Raw genomic sequence first — 15,953 nt, forward strand, 5'->3', positions numbered from 1 at the left:
ACGAACAGGTCGCCGGGGAAGCCCGCGACGATGTCGTCCTTGCCTTCGCCGAGCACGAAGGCGCCGACCATGAAGGCGGCGACGAAGGCCAGGGCACCCATATGGACGGGCAACACGGTGGCGACGAGGAATACTGCGGCGAGCACGATAATCGTGATGACTTGCACCGACATGCGGGGACTCCAGCGGTCGACTGGCGGGTTTTCCATGATGTGGAAACTTGTTTCCGCTTTGCGAGAGTATGACCCGGCTCACAATCCACGTCAAGGCTTTTGCACTCCTGGAAACCCGCATATATTCCGCATAGCGGTAGATATTTTCCGTATTGCGGACGCTGAGCGAGGTCCTCATGAGCGTGCCCGACCACGTGGCGCGGGCCATGACCGCCACCCCCGGACAAGGACGACGGCGGCACCGGTGAGCGAGACACCGATGCCGCCGTCGTCCCTGAGACGTGGGAACTTCGCGGGCTCAGGAGATGCGCGTCGTCTTCTCCGCCGTCCGGCGGAATGTCGTGCCGTCCCATCTGTGGGTCTGGCTGACGATCAGATCCGGACAGCATCTGGGAGCTCGGTCGCTGACCACCTTGCCGCGCAGGTGCGCGAGGCCGCCGCGGATCGAGACCTTCATGGACGTGAAGTAGCGGTTCTTGCCGAGCCGGCCGAGCAGGCGGGGGGCCGAGGGTTTGGAGACCCCGTCGTACACAAAGGCGATCAAGGGGTTGCTCGACGTCGGGCTCGGGCACGACGAGACGACGACGGTCTCACGGCGTCCGTCACGCGTGAGGTCGCCCACGGCCGCGACGCGGGCGCGCACGACGTACCAGGCGGCTTTCGGCCTCGGCTTGGGACAGTTCAGCATCGGCTCCACCACGGACGCCCAGTCGACCCGGGTGGCGGCCTGTGCCGTCACGCCGTCCGCGGTGGCGGCGTTGGCGACGCCCCCGCCCAGGACCATCGTCAGGGCGGCGGCGCTCGCCCATGCTCCGAACCGGCGGCCGATGTGCTCGGTAGATGAGTTCATAGTCACTCAGACGCGCGGAATCTTGAAGATGTTGTGGACGGCGCGGTCCATGGCTCCCGCACGATGTGTGCCCGAAAGGCCGGTCCGGCAGGCCGGCGCTCTCCGCCTCGATGAACGCCCGATGATGCTGCCCCCGCGGCGACGCAGTGGGGAGAACTCGACGTAGCCCAATTGCCGAGGAGGAGCGATGCCTGATTATCAGTCGCCGGGCGTCTACATCGAAACAGTCGACTCCGGTTCCCGGCCGATCGAGGGCGTGGGTACGGCTGTCGCCGCGTTCGTCGGCTTCGCGAGCATGGGACCGAGCGAGCCGACCCTGGTGACGAGCTGGACCCAGTACACGGGCCTGTTCGGCGAGTCCTTCGCGGGCGCCCTGCTCGCGCACGCCGTCTACGGGTTCTTCCTCAACGGCGGCAGCGCCTGCTACGTGGTCCGCATCGGCGGAGACGGCGCCGCGGCCCCCACACCACAGGCGATGCTCGGCTCCTCCCGCCTCGTGGCCAAGGAACTGCCCAAGGGGGAGAGCGAGGACATCCGCGTAGAGGTGTCCAAGCTCCCGCAGACCGAAGGTGAGCAGGCATCAGAGGAAAGATTCACGATCAAGGTCAAGCAGGGCAAGGTCGAGGAGACCTTCGAGTTCCCGCCCAAGTCCGGTAAGGGCACCCTGGCGACGGCCGTCCGGCAGTCGAAGCTGATCAAGGTCGAGGAAGCCGAGGCGGAGCTGGCGAAGCTGGAGCCGCAGGCGGTCGTGTTGAAGGCGGCGCCCGCGCCTCCGGTGCTGCCCGCCAAGGTGAGCCCGGACATGTACATCGGGAACGAGGAGCAGCGCAGCGGCCTCAGCGGGCTCGCCGCGGTCGACGCGGTGACGATGATCGCGATACCCGACCTGATGGGCGCGTTCGAGCGCGGCGCCATCGATGTCAACGGCGTGAAGGCCGTGCAGAACGAGCTCAACTCCCACTGCGACACGATGAAGGACCGCATGGCGATCCTCGACGCGCCGCCGGGGCTGTCAGCGCAAAAGCTGCAGGAATGGCAGATGGACCTCGGCCTGGACAGCATGTGGGCCACCCTCTACCACCCGTGGATCAAGGTCTTCGATCCGGAGATCAAGGGGGAGAGGCTCATCCCGCCAAGTGGTCACGTCGCGGGAGTCTGGGCGCGTAGCGACGCCACCCGCGGGGTGCACAAGGCGCCGGCCAACGAGGTGATCCATGGCGCGATCGCCCTGGAGTCGCAGCTCACCCAGGCGGAGCAGAACCAGATCGACCTCCGCGTCAATTGCATCCGGGTCATGCCCGGCCGGGGGATCCGGGTGTGGGGAGCACGCACCCTTGCCGTCACCGACACGCAGTGGCAGTACCTGAACATCCGGCGCCTGTTCAACTACCTGCGGGAGTCGATTCTGAACGGCACCCAGTGGGTGGTCTTCGAACCCAACGACGACGCCCTGTGGGCCAGGATCCGGCGTACCATCGCCGCCTTCCTCGTCATGGAGTGGCGCAGGGGCGCGCTGTTCGGGCTCACCCCGGACGAGGCCTTCTACGTCAAGTGCGATCGTGAGACCAATCCGGCAGAGAGCATCAGCGAAGGCATGGTCGTCTGTGAGATCGGTGTCGCACCGGTGAAACCGGCCGAGTTCGTCGTCTTCAGGCTGGCCCAGATGGCGAGCGGTACCAGCCTCGTCAGCGAATAGCACAGGAGATCGCAGATGGCACTTCCCGACCTCGACACCGCGGTCGCCCACTCCTTCGGCCTGGAGGTGGACGGCATCGTCATCAAACAGATCAGCGAGGTGGCCGGGCTCAAGATGGAGCAGGACGTCATCGAGCTGCGCCAGAACACCGCCGACGGCAAGTACATCGTCAAGAAGCTGCCCGGCCGCGTCAGAGCCGGCGAGGTGACGCTGGTACGCGGCCTGACCGCCGACAACAGCTTCGAGAAATGGGCCAAGGAGGCGCAGTTCGGCCGGATGTCCAACGCCAGAAAAGGCGGCGCGATCATCGTCTACGACTACGAGAACAACCCCATCAAGCGCTACAAGCTGGTCAACGCCTGGCCGAAGAGCCTGGAGATCAGCGCCATGAAGGCGGGCGACACCAACGTGCTCACCGAGACCCTGGTCGTCACGTACGAGCAGATGGAGGTGGAGTGAGCATGTGGCGATCGACGGCGGTCGCCGACCCCGCGCCGCCCGCCGGAGAGGCGCCCCTGCGCACCGAATTCCCCTTCCGGCTGCCCCGCGGATACCTCGACGCCTCCGGCACCCTCCACCGCGACGGGGTCATGCGCCTGGCCACCGCCCGCGACGAGCTCATCCCCCTGCGCGACGACCGGGTGCGGGAGAACGCCGCCTACCTCACGGTCGTGCTCCTCGGGCGGGTGGTCACCCGCCTGGGCGGCATCGCCGACGTCCACCCCGGGATCATCGAGAACCTCTTCGCCGCCGACCTCGCCTTCCTCCAGGACCTCTACCGCAGGGTCAACAGCGAGGGGCACGCGCGCGCGGACGTGGGCTGCCCCGCCTGCGGGCACGGGTTCACCGTCGACCTCTCGGGCAGCCGCCTGGGGGAATCGTGACCCACGCGCCGGACCGTCTCTATGGGGAGATCGCCTACGTCGCGTACCACTTCCACTGGCCGCTCGACGACATCCTGGACCTGGAGCACGCCGACCGCGAACGCTTCGTGGCCCAGATCGCCGCCCTGGACGTCCGCGCTTCGCAGGGCACCCCTCGATGAGATGGCCCTGGCGCCTCTCCCGCCGCCCGCGGCCGTCAGCGCCCCCCTCACGCGCTGCCTGGCAGGCCCTGCCCCCCATCGCCCTTTCCCTCCCCCCACACCCCGTGCTGCTCGACCCCGCCCGCTTCGCGGCGTCGCTGGCGTCCTGGCGCAACCCGTCCTTCCTGACCTTCCTCACCCACGAGCAGTCCGCCGAAGCCCCCTCCGGCCTCGTCCACAACCTGGCCACACCGATCCCGTTCCATGGCCACCACACCCCGCTGCCCACGACGCCCACGGCGCCTGCCCCCAGCCCACACCCCACCCCAACACCCACCGACCCCACGCCCGGCCCACTGCCCACCGACCCCACGTCCAGCACACACCCCACCCCACTGCCCACCGACCCCACGCCCGGCCCACGCCCCGCCCAACCGCCCACCGACCCCTCGCCCAGCGCACACCCCGCCCTGCCGGACGACGAGTCCCCGCTCACCGCACACCCCACCCCCACGCCTTGCACCCACTCCCCCGGGTCCGCTCCCCTGCCTGCCTCACCCGAGCCCGATGCGCGGCCCGCCGCACCCCCCGGCGATCCCGCGTCCATCCCGCCCGTGCTCGCCCCCGGACCGCCCGCGGATGTGCCGCCCGCCCCAACCTTCCCGCTGACGCGTTCCGTGGAGCCGGTGCCCCCGGCCTCTCACCCGGCACCGGCCGTGGGTCCGCGTCCCAAACCCACCCCGCTCACCCCGCGGCCCCCGCTCACGCCGCACCCCCCGCTCACGCCGCAGCCTCCGCTCGCGCCGCGGCCCGGGCGTGCCACGTCACAACCCGCTGATCCCGTACGGCAGACGCCGCCCGTCACCCCCGAAGGCGAGCCACCTCCAACGCAGCACCACACCTCAAGACCCGCCACCGATGCGCCCGCCGAACCCACCACCCGCGAGCCCATCCCCAGTGCGCCCGCCGAACCCACCACACCAGGCAGCGACGCGCCCGCAACCCCATGGGCCGACCCCGCTCTGAGCACCCCCGATGGCGGACTTCGCCCCCCGGTCATGCCGCGACCCGCAGGCCATGCCCCTCCGGCTCGTCCGCTGGGTCTAGGCGGACCACTCATCTCCCAGCCCCTCCCACCTGCCCCGGAACAGGCCACGACCTCCGGCGGGCGACGAACGCCGGAGCTGGGGACCACTCCCGAATCCCCCGGCGAGCGTGCCACCCCGCGCCGGGACTCCGGCACGTCCGGCCCGCCACCGGGGCCTGCCGCTCTGGGTTCCTTCGCGCCGGGCCTCTCCGCGGATCCCAGGATCTTGCGTGGGGCCAGCCCCGGAAGGGACGGCGACGTACGGCGGACACCATCCCCGCCAGAGCATCCGGCGAACGGCCGGCACCCCAGGCACGAGCCAGGACACAGGGAGCCGGCCGCGACACCGTCCGGCGTGTCAACGGGCGGCGGGCACGCATCCGGCCCGGAGGGCGCACGGGTGCGGGGGCATGAGGCGCCTGCCGTGCACACGCATGGCGTGGAGGCGCGGGCCGTTCCAGCGACGCGGGCCGAGTGGGAGTCCTGGGGCGGGACGCGGGCCGTACCCGAGGAATCTGGGGGTGAGGTGCGCGGGACGCACGCCGCACGAGAGGCCCGGGAGGCGCGGGACGGGGAGGAGCGGTCGGCGGTGCGGGGGTCAGGGAAGCCGGGCGCGCGGCCGGCGGAGAGCGGTGAAGAGGGGCCGATGAAGGTGGAAGAGCTGGTGGAGACGGTCTATGAGCTGCTGGTACGCAGGTTGAGGGCCGATTCGCGGCTGGATCGGGAGCGGCGGGGGCTGTTCATGGGCTCTCGGTTCTGAGGGGGCGGAGATGGCGGAGGAGGAGATCGCGGTCGCGGTGTGCTATGTGCTCAAGATCGACGGCCATGATCTGGGGACGTTCGACAGCTGCGACGGGCTCGGCTGCGAGGTGGAGATGGAGGAGCGTGAGGAGGGCGGTAACAATGGGTATGTCTGGCAGCTGCCGACCCGGGTGCGGTTCTCCAACGTCCGGCTGTCCCGGCCCGTCACCGCTGCCAGCAAGGACGTCACCCGATGGTTCGCGGGGACGGTGCACGGTGTGGCGCGCAGGACGGCGACGATCGAGGCGCGCACGCTCGCGGGCGAGCTGATCACGAGCTGGGGGCTGCGTGACGTCGTTCCGGTCAGGTGGACGGGGCCGCGCTTCGACGCCGGGACGCCCAGGGCCGCCATGGAGACGGTCGAGCTGGCCCATCACGGGTTCTTCGGACCAGGCTGGGGAGGCTGACCATGTCCACGCCTGTCGCGTTCGAGGCTTCCGCGCCGTCCGGGATGGCCGCCCAGGGGCCGCCGCCCAGCCTGGAACGGGCCTATCTGGAGCTCCTTCATCCGCCGAGCGGCGGCTTCGGCAAGCCGGGCACCCGCTACGACACCATCGGCTTCCAGTTCAACCCGAACGAGCTGTCGTTCACCAAGGCCGCGCGGTGGCGGCGCAGCCCCCAGCGCAACACCCGGAAGAGCGGCGTGCCCCAGTTCCAGGGCCCGGAGCCGTGCAAGCTGACGCTGGAGATGTTCTTCGACGCGAGCGACACCATGGACGACAAGGTCGTCAAGGCGGTGGAGAAGCTGTTCACGTGCGTGGTTCCCACGGACAGGACGCTGGCCAACGCCCAGTCGTGCCCGCCGTGGGTGGTGCTGCGGTGGGGGTTGCTGAACGGGTTCACCGCGTTCGTGAGCGACGTGGCGGCGAGGTTCACCCTGTTCACCCCGGGTGGCCTGCCGATCAGGGCGGTCTGCTCGGTGACGATGGAGGAGGTCGCCGGGGTCCCGTCGAAGCAGAATCCGACCTCGGGCGCGCTGGGCGCGGTCGAGGTGCACGTGGTGGTGGCCGGTGAGACCCTGGCGGCGGTGGCCTACCGCGCGTACGGCGACCCCGCCCTGTGGCGGGCCGTCGCCGAAGCCAACGACGTCGACGACCCGCTGCGACTGCGGCCCGGCACGCGGCTGCTGCTCCCGACGATCGAGGAGCTGACCAGTGGCCGCTGAGCTGTTCACCGGCGGCCTCGTGGTGGACGTCGAGGGCGGTCCCCTGCCGGAGGACGTCGCGGTGCGCCTCGTGTCGGGATATGTCGAGGACAGTGAGCATCTTCCCGACGTGTTCGTGCTGCGCTTCCGTGACGACGCCAACGCGGTGCTGAGCAAGGGCGGCTTCGCCATCGGCGCCAAGGTACGGCTGCGCGTGCAGACCTCCGATCCCGGCGGCCCCCGGCTCCTGATGAGCGGTGAGGTCACCTCGGTGGCCCTCGACCTGGCGGCCGACGGGGCCTTCGCCGAGGTCCGGGGGATGGACGAGGCGCACCGGCTCATGCGCGGACGACGAGTGGCCGTATATCCGGACATGACGGTGGCGGACATCGTGCGCAAGGTGGCCCGGCGGGCGGGCCTGCAACCGGGAGAGATCGACCCGCTGCCGGGTGTCGGCGGCCGCCCCGATACGCAGATCAACCAGGACGGGATCAGCGACTGGGAGTTCCTGCGCCGGTTGGCCCGCCGTACCGGGGCCAGGGTGCGCGTCACCGACGGGAAGCTGTCGTTCCGGCGGCCCGGACCGCCGGCCGGAGCGCCGGCGGTCACCGTGGCGGCGGGCGGCGCCCTGCTCTCGCTCCGCGCCACCGTCACGGCCGGCGGCCAGGTGCCGGAGGTCGAGGTACGGGGCTGGGACTCCGAGAACAAGCAGGAGGTCGCCGCCGTGGCCACCCCCCGCGCGATCCAGGCGGAGGTGCCCGGCGCCGACCCGGTCGCGCTGGGCAGGCGGTTCGGGGCGCCGTCGTTGATGGCCGGCGACAGCACGTACCGCACGCAGGCCGAAGTGACCGCGGCGGCCGGCGCGCTGGCCGCCGAGCTGGGCGGTGGCGCGGCCGAACTGGAGGGTGTGGTCAGGGGGGATCCGGCGCTGCGGGCGGGCACCCTAGTGGCGCTGGCCAACGTCGGCGCGCCCTTCGAGGGAAAGTACGCGCTGTCGACGACCCGGCACGTGTTCTCCGAGGTCACCGGCTACACCACCGCCTTCGCCGTGTCGGCGGGATCCCCTCAGGGCCCCGCACCCGGCGGCGGCACGGGACTGGTGCCCGCGATCGTGAGCGACGTGCACGACCCGGCGGGTCAGGGCAGGCTGCGGCTGAGCATGCCGTGGCTGGCCGACGGATACACCAGTGGCTGGGCCAGGGTGATCACGGCCGGGGCGGGGAGCGAGCGCGGAGCGGTGCTGCCCGCGGAGGTCGGCGACGAGGTGCTGGTCGGCTTCGAGAACGGCGACTTCGACCACCCGTACGTGCTCGGCGGGCTCTACAACGGCCAGGACGCGCCACCTGGCCTGTCCGCCTCGATGATCGACCGCGTCAGCGGAGAGGTGAACGTCCGCGCCCTGGTCTCCCGGGCCGGCCACCGGCTGGAACTCGTCGACTCGGTCACCGACGGCAGCGGCGTCCTGCTCGCCTCCGGTGACGAGCGGCTGACCGTACGGCTGGACGCGCTCACCGGCATGGTCGCGATCAAGGGGGCCAACGGCGTCTCCATCGACGCGGGCAACGGCCCATTGGAGCTCAAGGGTGCCCGCGTCACCATGAGCGGCCTGGCCGACGTGGAGATCAGGGGCACCCAGGTGAGGATCAACTGATGGGGTTCGCGGCACGGGTGGGCGACCCGACGGATCATCCCGGCGTCATCACCGGGCCCGGTGTGCCGACCGTACTCATCGGCGGGATGCCGGCGGCAACGGTCACCGCGATGCACGCCTGCTCGTTCCCCTCCCCCACCACGCCGCATCCGCCGACGCCCATCGTCGGGCCCGGCAGCGTGAGCGTGCTCATCGGCGGGCTGCCCGCCGTACGCGTGGGCGACCGTGCCGGATGCGGCGCCATGATCCTCGTCGGCTGCCCGACGGTGACGATCGGCGGATGACCATGAGCAGAGACTTCATCGGATCGGGCTGGGCCTTCCCCATAGCGGTGGACCGCACCGGATCGATCGCGCTCGTCGCGGCGGAGCGGGAGGTCGCGGAGGGCATCCACCTCATCCTCGCCACCTCTCCCGGCGAGCGGCCGATGCGCCCCGAATTCGGCTGCGCGATCCATGACCTGGTGTTCGCGCCCGCCAACGCGGGCACGGCAGGACTCATCTCCTATGAGGTACGGCGGGCGATCGAACGCTGGGAACCCCGCGTCGACCTCCACGACGTCCAGGTGGGCTTCGGCCGCGCGGACGAAGGGATCCTGCTCATCGACATCCGCTACACGATTCGCGGCGACAACGACCCGCGCAACCTCGTCTTTCCCTTCTACGTCATCCCGCCGCACGAAGGAGCACGATGACCCTGCCGGCTCCCAACCTCGACGACCGGAGCTTCCAGGACCTCGTGGACGAGGCCAAGCGCCTCGTCCAGGAGCGCTGTCCTGAGTGGACGGACCACAACGTCTCCGATCCGGGCATCACGCTCATCGAGGCGTTCGCGTTCATGGTCGACCAGCTGCTCTACCGCCTGAATCGGGTCACCGACCTGCACTACCTTCGCTACCTGGACCTCATCGGCGTACGGCGGTTTCCGCCGGCACCGGCGCGGTGCGACCTCACGTTCATGCTGTCGGCGTCCAGGAAACAACCGGTCACGGTCCCCAAGGGCACGCAGGTGGCGAGCGAGAGCAACGTGGCGCAGGCGGAGGAGCCCATCGTCTTCACGACGGAGGACGACCTGCTGATCGTCCCGTGCTCGCTCACCCGGCTCGCCACCGGAGCCGTCGGATCCGCGCCGGTGAACCAGAGCGACGCGCTCGCGGAAGGGACGGGTGTGGACTGCTTCTCCCGCGCGCCCCGCCAGGGTGACGCGGTGTACTTCGGGCTCTCGAACGCCGTGCCCGGATGCGTGGTCAGCCTCACGTTCTCCTGCGCGCTCGCGGGGCCCGGAATCGATCCCCGCGATCCCCCTCTCGAATGGCAGTACTGGGACGGGAAGGCCAAGGACTGGGCGCCCTGCGCGGTGGACCATGACACCACGGGCGGGCTCACCCAGGACGGCGTGGTGAAGGTGCACGTGCCGGGCGGCCACGCGGCCTCCGTGGTGGGCGAGCAGCGGGCGGGCTGGCTCCGGTGCCGCGTGGTCGAGGCGAGGGACGGCCGGCCGTCGTACACCGCCTCACCGCGCGTCATGGAGGTGAGCGCGAGGACCGTCGGCGGGACGGTCGCGGCGTTTCACGCCGACGTCGTGTCGAACGAGATCGTCGGCATGGCGGAAGGAGTTCCCGGGCAGCGGCTCACCGTCCAGCGCCCGCCCATACTCGCCGGCGAGCGGATGGTGGTGCGGGTGCACGCGCGTGGCGGCACCCAGGAGTGGACCGAGGTGAGTTCCTTCGCCCACTCGGAACCCGCCGACCGGCACATCATGGTGGACCGGGCGGCCGGCCAGATCGTCTTCGGGCCCGCGGTGCGGCAGAAGGACGGCTCGCTGCGCCGGTACGGCGACGTGCCGGAGAAGGGCGCCTTCATCCAGGTGCCGCACTACCTGACCGGCGGCGGGTCCCGCGGCAACGTGGCGCGCGAGGTGCTGGTCGTCCAGCGCGAGCCGGTGCCGTTCGTGAAGTCGGTCGTCAACAGCGAGCCCGCCATCGGCGGTGTGGACGGCGAGTCGGTGGCCAACGCCGCCGCCCGGGGCCCGTTGCAACTGCGCATCAGGGACCGCGCCGTCACCGCCGAGGACTACGAGGAACTCGCGCGGGAGGCGGCACCGGAAGCGGCGCGGATCAAGTGCGTGACCGCGTCGGACCAAGGGGTCAGGGTGCTGGTCGTCCCACGGGTGGAGGCGACGAACATGAGCTTCGAGCACCTCCAGCCCTCCAAGGAACTGGTCCGGAAGATCGGGCTGTACCTGGACCAACGGCGCTGCCTGGGTGCCCGCGTGCTCGTCGAGCCGCCCTATTACCAGGGCGTCACCGTCGTGGCCAGGCTGAAGGGCAGGTCGGGCTCGGAGCGCGAGGCGGTGCGCACCCAGGCCGTGTCCGCCCTCGGCGCCTACCTCAACCCGATCACCGGTGGCCACTTCGGCACCGGCTGGCCGTTCGGCCGCATGGTGCAGTCGGGGGACGTGCACGCCGTGCTCCAGCGGGTCCCGGGCGTCGAACTCGTCGAGGACATCCAGTTGTTCGAGGCCGATCCGGTCACCGGGGACCGCGGCGAGCCCACCCAGCGCATCGTCCTGGAGCCGGACGCCCTTGTCTTCTCCTACCGCCACCAGATCAGAGTGGGGGACTGAGCGATGCGCAAGGGGGTCAGCCACCTGGCGAGCGCCCATCCCATGGGCGAGCAGCTACCGGCCATCTTCGCCGAAGGCAAGGCCCAGGACCTGACGAAGGCGCTGGACGAGGTGCTCGCCCCCGTCCTCACGACGCTGGACTGCCTGGACAGCTACCTCGACCCCGCCCTCACGCCCACGGACATGCTCCCGTGGCTGGCGGGCTGGGTCGCGATCGGCTTCGGCGAGCAGATGACCGAGGACCAGCGGCGCGCGCTCGTGGCCGATGCCGTCTCCCTGCACCAGGGTCGCGGCACCCTGGACGCGCTGACCAGGCTGGTGAAGACCCTCACCGGCATCGACGCGCAGGTCACCGACTCGGGCGGCGTCGGCTGGTCCACCCGGCCGCGCGGCTACCTGCCCGGCACGGACGAGGCCGTGGTCACCATCCATCTGCCCGACGAGACGGTCGTCGACCGCGAATGGCTCCAGGACGTGCTCGAACTGGGCGTGCCCGCGCACGTCAGCGTCCGCATCACCATACTCAACCCGCCGGGCTGACCCTGAACGGGGAAAGTGCCTCTCGAAGGTTTCAAGAGGCACTTTCCACTTCACGGGCAGGCGTTATGCGTCCACGTGCACATTCCCGGTGGATAGCGCCGCTGCACCAATATGGCGTTGATGTTGGCCACGAAGTTGTCCATGATTGCCGCGACGTCCTCCGGCGAAGGCGCGGCGACCCTGAGAGAGCGCCACGAACGCCCGTTGAAACGCACGCAGACGTCGAATACCGGAAGTTCGGTGACGTCCACCCCCGCTTCCGGCAGTTGCTGAGGGAGTTCCAGATCGGGGAGGGTCTCCAGGTCCGGTTCTGTCATGTTCTTTTCCTTGCCTGTCAGAGGGTGAAGACGCGGATGCCGACTCGCGTGCCGCTTGAGCCGGTGTCGTGAACCAGGGAAATGGCGTAGTCGCAGTCACCCACGGGTGAGACCCCGTCGGCCCGCACCGGGAAGCCGCTGAACTCCACCCAGCCGACGCTGCTGTCGCCTTCCTGCCAGGTCAGGGAGGCCTCCCCGAAGAAGAGCCCGCTGCCCTCCGGATCGGAGACCGCGAACGTGCAGGTGTTGCCGTCTCCCCTGTCGTTCTCGGCGGAGATCTGAACCGTCAGCGGAACACCGGGCGTGGCCAGTGCCTTCCCCGACACGGGAAAGCCGTTGCTGACATTGAACGAGCTGCCCAGGCCCGAGGACGTGGTGTCGGCGATGGATCGCACCGACACGTTCATGGTGGTTCCGACGCTCAGTGTCGCCATTTTCTGCCCCCGTCGAATTCGTGTGCGTCAGATGGACGATAGAATCCGCTCCCGCGATGCGCCAAAGACGCCCAGACGATCATGCGGTAAAGGTTTGTTGGCCGAACTCTGGCGACGCCCAGAGCGATGCGGACTCCTTCGGAATGCTGGATATGCGATTTTCGTAGGTATCCGCCTTGCCCGATCGAGCGGGCGCCGAATGGAGATCGGATGGAGCGTATCCAGGTGGTCGTGCGGGCCCACGACCCCATCTCCCGTGCCGGGGTGCTGAGCCAGCTCAGGCAGCGGCCCGAGGTTGAGATCTTGGAGACGGAACGCCCGGAGAACGCACACGTCGCGCTGGTGGTCGCCGACTCCGTGTGCCAGGAGACGCTGGGCGTCCTGCGCACCCTGCGCTGCCATGGTGACCTCCGGCTGGTGGTCGTCGCCGGGTCCGTGGACGACTCCGGGCTGCTCGCCATCGTGGAGATCGGGGTGTCGGGCGTCGTACGGCGGGCCGAGGCGAGCCCGGAACGCCTCGTCTCCGTGATCCGCTCGGCCACCACCGGCGGGGGCACCATGCCGCCCGATCTCCTCGGCAGGCTGCTCGCCCAGGTCAGCCGGGTTCAGGGCGACCTGCTCACCCCGCGTGGGCTGACCTTCTCCGGCCTGGCCGAGCGCGAGGTTCAGGTGCTGCGCCTCATCGCCGAGGGGTATGACACCGCGGAGGTCGCCGCCGAGCTGGCGTACTCGCAACGCACGGTGAAGACCGTCCTGCACGACATCACCACCAGGCTCCACCTCCGCAACCGCGCGCACGCGGTCGCCTACGCCCTGCGCAACGGGCTGCTGTGAGCGAGCGGGACGGTGTGATCGGCGAAGCCGACGACGCGCTGCGCGAGCTGATCCGCCGGGGAGCGCTGTCCCGCTCCAAGACCGAGGTTCTTCTCAGCGCGCCCGGCCCGGAGCCGTCGGCCGGAGACGAGGCCCCCACTGTGCACCTGCGCCTCTATGACATCCGCGAGGACCTGGGCAAGCGCCGGCAGGGCATGATCAACGAAACCAACGCCGACGGCGCGGTCACCGCGAGGCACCGCCCTCCCCGGTACGTCAGCCTGTCGTACGCGGTGACGGTCCGCGCGCCGGAGCCGGAGGAGGAGCATCGTCTCCTGGGCACGATCCTGCGCGTGCTTCTCACCCACGACACCATCCCGGCCGACCACCTGACGGGTTCACTGGCCGAGCTCGCGCTCCCGGTCACGCTGGTGGCGGCCCATCCGCCGCAGGAGGACCGCGCTCTCGTGGCCGCCTCGGTCGCGGGGGCGCGGCCGTTCGTCAATGTCGTGATCAGCGCCCCGATCAGGCCGGAGACGCCTGGCCCCGTCGCGCCACCGGTACGCGGGCCGCTCGGAGTACGCGCGGAAGACCGCCACGGCACCGAAGGACTGGGATGAGCATCATCTGCACGAACTGCGGCGACGCCAACCCGGACCGCACCCGGTTCTGCGTCCAGTGCGGCGAGTACCTGGCCTGGGACAAACACGGCGGCGAGCCGGAGGACAACCGCCTGCCGCAGCCCGCCGAGCCGCGCCCGCCCGAGCAGCACGCGGAACTGCTCGCCGCGTTGTCCGGACGATCGGTACCCGTCACGCCCGGCGAGCAGGCGTCCACGACCGTGACCGTGCGCAACAGGGGCACCCGGGTCGAGCGGGTCAGTGTCAGCGTCAAGGGGGACGCGGCGGCCTTCGCGACCGTCGAGCCCGACGAACTCGTGGTCCCGCCCGCGGGCACGGCCACCTCCACGATCGTCTTCGACCCGCCGCGGTCCTCTTCCGTCGCCGCGGGTACGACGGAGTTCACCGTGCTGGCCCGCTCCCTGGTCACCAGAGGTGTCTACGCGATCGCGGAAGGCACCTGCGACGTCGGCGGCTTCGACGACCTCAGAGTCGACCTGACCCCCGGGATCTCACGGGGCCGGTGGGCGACCCGCCACTCGATCACCTTCGACAGCCGCGGCAACCTGACCCACCGGGCCCGGCTGCGCGCCGCCGACGACGAGGAGGCCCTGGGCTTCCGGATGCCGGTGAGCAATCTGCTGATCGACGCCGGCCGTACCGTGGTGCCGCTGCGGGTGTCCGCGCGCCCTCCCTTCACCGGCAAGCCGGCGGAGATTCCCTTCTCCGTGACGGCGAGCATGGACGACGGCGAGAAGTCGTTCCGGGTCGACGGCACCCGGGTGGTGCTGCCGCTGATCCCGCTGTGGGCATTGAAGACCCTGGTCGTGATTCTTGGCCTGATCCTCATCGCCGTCGCCGCGATCGTCGTGATCAACGCGTGGCGGCCGGAGCCGGAATCGAGGCCGGCGCTCACTTCCCGGGAGCCGTACGCCGCCGGAATCGGCACGCTCACCGACGGGTACGCGTCGGTCGCGGTGAACGGGCTGTCCGACCAGGCGAAGATCTTCGTGACCTCCGACCTGTCCAGGATCGGCGGGAAGGCGGCCAATCTCGGTCAGCCGCGCACCCGCGCGGAACTGCCCACCGGGTCCCTCGGCGTGACCGGCCGCGATGGCGGCTCCTTCTCGGTCCGGCCGATCGACGGGGAGAGCGTGGAAGGGATGGCCTTCGACTACCTCGTCGTGAAGCGGTCCAGCGGGACCATCGGCGGCATGCCGTTCGAGGCGGGTTCCGGGTCGATCCCGGAGGGGGAGACCAGCCTGGACGTGCCGGCGGCCGCGGCCACGAGCGGCTCGGTCATCCTGCTCACCGTGGAGCTGACCGGGCCGGCGGACCAAGCGATCACGGGTCTCAAGGTGGACGCCAAGAACGACGGCGCCTTCACGGTCGCCACCCTCGACCTGTCGCCGACGCCCGTGGAGGTCGGGTTCAACTGGGTCGTCATCGACTCCGGCGACCCCGCGCTGGCCGGGGTGAACTCGACGGACGCCGTGAGCGACAGCGGGGAGGCGGTGCGCATCAGTTCGCCTCTCGCGGACGGTTCCGGGATCATCCTGCTCACCACGGACGCCGCGCACCGGGGGCTGGCCGGTGTCGCCATGTCGGGAGTATGCGTGGGCGGCCAGGGTGACGGCGAATTCTCGGTGGAGTGGTTCTCCGATCGGATCACCGTCCTGCCCACGGACTTCGACTACCTGATCGTCCAGAAGAAGAACTGACCACCACCTGATCGTCCAGAAGAACTGAGCACGCACGTCCGTGCGTCCTGAAGGGCGGTGAACTCCGCCCTCGGGGCCGCCTGATGTGCGCTGGTCGCGGCCGCCGCCCGGGTGACAGCCTCCTGCTGACGACTGTTTTCGGGGGGTATAAGGCCATGAATCATAGAATGCGACTAGCGTCCGTTTTTGCAGGGATTTGTGTGACCTTGGCCGGCGCGCCACCGGCTGCCTCGACAGTGCTCTCCTCCCCCGCACCCGACACGACTCCGGATGCCGAGCCCAACGAGGCACCGGAGATCGAGCCCTACCCGGAACCAGACGAACAGCCCGAACCCATACCTGATGACCCGCCCGACCCCTCACCAGACGACTCCCCCGCCCCGCCGCCGGACGGCTCACCCGCCCCGCCACCCGACGGCTCGCCGGTGCCCCCGCCATGGACCCCCAAGCCCACTCC

18 protein-coding genes and 1 pseudogene are annotated in these 15,953 nt (G+C 70.2%); 15 read left to right on the forward strand and 4 right to left on the reverse strand.

All coding sequences use genetic code 11. The features are described from left to right. Positions 1-209 (reverse strand): annotated as a pseudogene (locus ACIBKY_RS17520) (hypothetical protein); the annotation flags it as partial. Positions 210-471: 262 nt separating this feature from the next. Continuing rightward, positions 472-1,023, reverse strand: a complete 552-nt coding sequence (locus ACIBKY_RS17525) for a hypothetical protein (protein ID WP_397097690.1) — start codon at positions 1,021-1,023, stop codon at positions 472-474. Between the two features lie 187 nt (positions 1,024-1,210). Here ACIBKY_RS17525 and ACIBKY_RS17530 point away from each other — a divergent pair, with 187 nt between their 5' ends. From ACIBKY_RS17530 to ACIBKY_RS17585, 12 genes are all read left to right on the forward strand, one after another. Further along, positions 1,211-2,719: a phage tail sheath family protein gene (locus ACIBKY_RS17530; protein WP_397097691.1), complete on the forward strand. Its 1,509-nt coding sequence runs from the start codon at positions 1,211-1,213 to the stop codon at positions 2,717-2,719. Positions 2,720-2,734: 15 nt separating this feature from the next. Next, positions 2,735-3,178, forward strand: coding sequence for a phage tail protein (locus ACIBKY_RS17535; protein WP_397097692.1), 444 nt, complete (start codon positions 2,735-2,737; stop codon positions 3,176-3,178). A gap of 2 nt (positions 3,179-3,180) precedes the next feature. Beyond that, the gene (locus ACIBKY_RS17540) at positions 3,181-3,603 is read left to right on the forward strand and encodes a hypothetical protein (protein WP_397097693.1); all 423 of its coding nucleotides are present in this window, start codon (positions 3,181-3,183) and stop codon (positions 3,601-3,603) included. Continuing rightward, the gene (locus ACIBKY_RS17545) at positions 3,600-3,764 is read left to right on the forward strand and encodes a DUF6760 family protein (protein WP_397097694.1); all 165 of its coding nucleotides are present in this window, start codon (positions 3,600-3,602) and stop codon (positions 3,762-3,764) included. Before ACIBKY_RS17540 ends, ACIBKY_RS17545 begins: the two co-directional genes overlap by 4 nt. 1,490 nt (positions 3,765-5,254) lie before the next feature. Then, positions 5,255-5,590 carry a hypothetical protein gene (locus ACIBKY_RS17550; RefSeq protein ID WP_397097695.1) on the forward strand — a complete coding sequence of 112 codons (336 nt, stop codon included), beginning with the start codon at positions 5,255-5,257 and terminating at the stop codon, positions 5,588-5,590. A gap of 10 nt (positions 5,591-5,600) precedes the next feature. Beyond that, a complete protein-coding gene (locus tag ACIBKY_RS17555; protein ID WP_379610810.1) occupies positions 5,601-6,038 on the forward strand; it encodes a phage tail protein in 438 nt (145 codons plus the stop codon). Positions 6,039-6,040: 2 nt separating this feature from the next. Continuing rightward, a complete protein-coding gene (locus ACIBKY_RS17560) occupies positions 6,041-6,796 on the forward strand; it encodes a hypothetical protein (RefSeq protein ID WP_397097696.1) in 756 nt (251 codons plus the stop codon). Beyond that, a complete protein-coding gene (locus ACIBKY_RS17565) occupies positions 6,786-8,426 on the forward strand; it encodes a VgrG-related protein (RefSeq protein WP_397097697.1) in 1,641 nt (546 codons plus the stop codon). The genes ACIBKY_RS17560 and ACIBKY_RS17565 overlap by 11 nt, the downstream gene beginning before the upstream one ends. After that, a complete protein-coding gene (locus tag ACIBKY_RS17570; RefSeq protein WP_379610807.1) occupies positions 8,426-8,710 on the forward strand; it encodes a PAAR domain-containing protein in 285 nt (94 codons plus the stop codon). The genes ACIBKY_RS17565 and ACIBKY_RS17570 overlap by 1 nt, the downstream gene beginning before the upstream one ends. Beyond that, positions 8,707-9,120, forward strand: a complete 414-nt coding sequence (locus ACIBKY_RS17575) for a GPW/gp25 family protein (RefSeq protein WP_397097698.1) — start codon at positions 8,707-8,709, stop codon at positions 9,118-9,120. Before ACIBKY_RS17570 ends, ACIBKY_RS17575 begins: the two co-directional genes overlap by 4 nt. Continuing rightward, positions 9,117-11,051 (forward strand): putative baseplate assembly protein, encoded by a 1,935-nt coding sequence (locus ACIBKY_RS17580; protein WP_397097699.1) that lies wholly within the window; start codon positions 9,117-9,119, stop codon positions 11,049-11,051. Before ACIBKY_RS17575 ends, ACIBKY_RS17580 begins: the two co-directional genes overlap by 4 nt. 3 nt (positions 11,052-11,054) lie before the next feature. Next, on the forward strand, positions 11,055-11,591 hold the full coding sequence (locus ACIBKY_RS17585; RefSeq protein WP_397097700.1) for a phage tail protein I: 537 nt from the start codon (positions 11,055-11,057) through the stop codon (positions 11,589-11,591). 50 nt (positions 11,592-11,641) lie between these two features. On the opposite strand, the gene ACIBKY_RS17590 is transcribed toward ACIBKY_RS17585, so the two are convergent. Together ACIBKY_RS17590 and ACIBKY_RS17595 are read right to left on the reverse strand one after the other, a co-directional pair. Further along, a complete protein-coding gene (locus ACIBKY_RS17590) occupies positions 11,642-11,908 on the reverse strand; it encodes a hypothetical protein (RefSeq protein WP_397097701.1) in 267 nt (88 codons plus the stop codon). Positions 11,909-11,925: 17 nt separating this feature from the next. Then, positions 11,926-12,342: a hypothetical protein gene (locus ACIBKY_RS17595; RefSeq protein ID WP_397097702.1), complete on the reverse strand. Its 417-nt coding sequence runs from the start codon at positions 12,340-12,342 to the stop codon at positions 11,926-11,928. 210 nt (positions 12,343-12,552) lie between these two features. Between ACIBKY_RS17595 and ACIBKY_RS17600 the strand changes: the two genes are divergently transcribed. The 3 genes from ACIBKY_RS17600 to ACIBKY_RS17610 are packed head-to-tail and all read left to right on the forward strand — an operon-like array spanning position 12,553 to position 15,496. Further along, positions 12,553-13,176 carry a LuxR C-terminal-related transcriptional regulator gene (locus ACIBKY_RS17600; RefSeq protein ID WP_397097703.1) on the forward strand — a complete coding sequence of 208 codons (624 nt, stop codon included), beginning with the start codon at positions 12,553-12,555 and terminating at the stop codon, positions 13,174-13,176. Next, complete coding sequence (locus ACIBKY_RS17605) at positions 13,173-13,775, forward strand: DUF4255 domain-containing protein (RefSeq protein ID WP_397097704.1); 603 nt, start codon at positions 13,173-13,175, stop codon at positions 13,773-13,775. Before ACIBKY_RS17600 ends, ACIBKY_RS17605 begins: the two co-directional genes overlap by 4 nt. Beyond that, on the forward strand, positions 13,772-15,496 hold the full coding sequence (locus ACIBKY_RS17610; RefSeq protein WP_397097705.1) for a hypothetical protein: 1,725 nt from the start codon (positions 13,772-13,774) through the stop codon (positions 15,494-15,496). Before ACIBKY_RS17605 ends, ACIBKY_RS17610 begins: the two co-directional genes overlap by 4 nt. The last annotated feature ends 457 nt before the right edge of the window (positions 15,497-15,953 follow it).

The organism is Nonomuraea sp. NPDC050394, assembly GCF_044459065.1.
Classification (GTDB): domain Bacteria; phylum Actinomycetota; class Actinomycetes; order Streptosporangiales; family Streptosporangiaceae; genus Nonomuraea.

Bases quoted from the DNA above. Each gene is read 5' to 3' on its own strand.
- ACIBKY_RS17600 (WP_397097703.1), top strand. From the start codon at position 12,553: ATGGAGCGTATCCAGGTGGTCGTGCGGGCCCACGACCCCATCTCCCGT.
- ACIBKY_RS17525 (WP_397097690.1), bottom strand. From the start codon at position 1,023: ATGAACTCATCTACCGAGCACATCGGCCGCCGGTTCGGAGCATGGGCG.
- ACIBKY_RS17595 (WP_397097702.1), bottom strand. From the start codon at position 12,342: ATGGCGACACTGAGCGTCGGAACCACCATGAACGTGTCGGTGCGATCC.
- ACIBKY_RS17535 (WP_397097692.1), top strand. From the start codon at position 2,735: ATGGCACTTCCCGACCTCGACACCGCGGTCGCCCACTCCTTCGGCCTG.
- ACIBKY_RS17530 (WP_397097691.1), top strand. From the start codon at position 1,211: ATGCCTGATTATCAGTCGCCGGGCGTCTACATCGAAACAGTCGACTCC.
- ACIBKY_RS17575 (WP_397097698.1), top strand. From the start codon at position 8,707: ATGACCATGAGCAGAGACTTCATCGGATCGGGCTGGGCCTTCCCCATA.
- ACIBKY_RS17560 (WP_397097696.1), top strand. From the start codon at position 6,041: ATGTCCACGCCTGTCGCGTTCGAGGCTTCCGCGCCGTCCGGGATGGCC.
- ACIBKY_RS17570 (WP_379610807.1), top strand. From the start codon at position 8,426: ATGGGGTTCGCGGCACGGGTGGGCGACCCGACGGATCATCCCGGCGTC.
- ACIBKY_RS17555 (WP_379610810.1), top strand. From the start codon at position 5,601: ATGGCGGAGGAGGAGATCGCGGTCGCGGTGTGCTATGTGCTCAAGATC.
- ACIBKY_RS17585 (WP_397097700.1), top strand. From the start codon at position 11,055: ATGCGCAAGGGGGTCAGCCACCTGGCGAGCGCCCATCCCATGGGCGAG.
- ACIBKY_RS17580 (WP_397097699.1), top strand. From the start codon at position 9,117: ATGACCCTGCCGGCTCCCAACCTCGACGACCGGAGCTTCCAGGACCTC.
- ACIBKY_RS17590 (WP_397097701.1), bottom strand. From the start codon at position 11,908: ATGACAGAACCGGACCTGGAGACCCTCCCCGATCTGGAACTCCCTCAG.
- ACIBKY_RS17540 (WP_397097693.1), top strand. From the start codon at position 3,181: ATGTGGCGATCGACGGCGGTCGCCGACCCCGCGCCGCCCGCCGGAGAG.
- ACIBKY_RS17610 (WP_397097705.1), top strand. From the start codon at position 13,772: ATGAGCATCATCTGCACGAACTGCGGCGACGCCAACCCGGACCGCACC.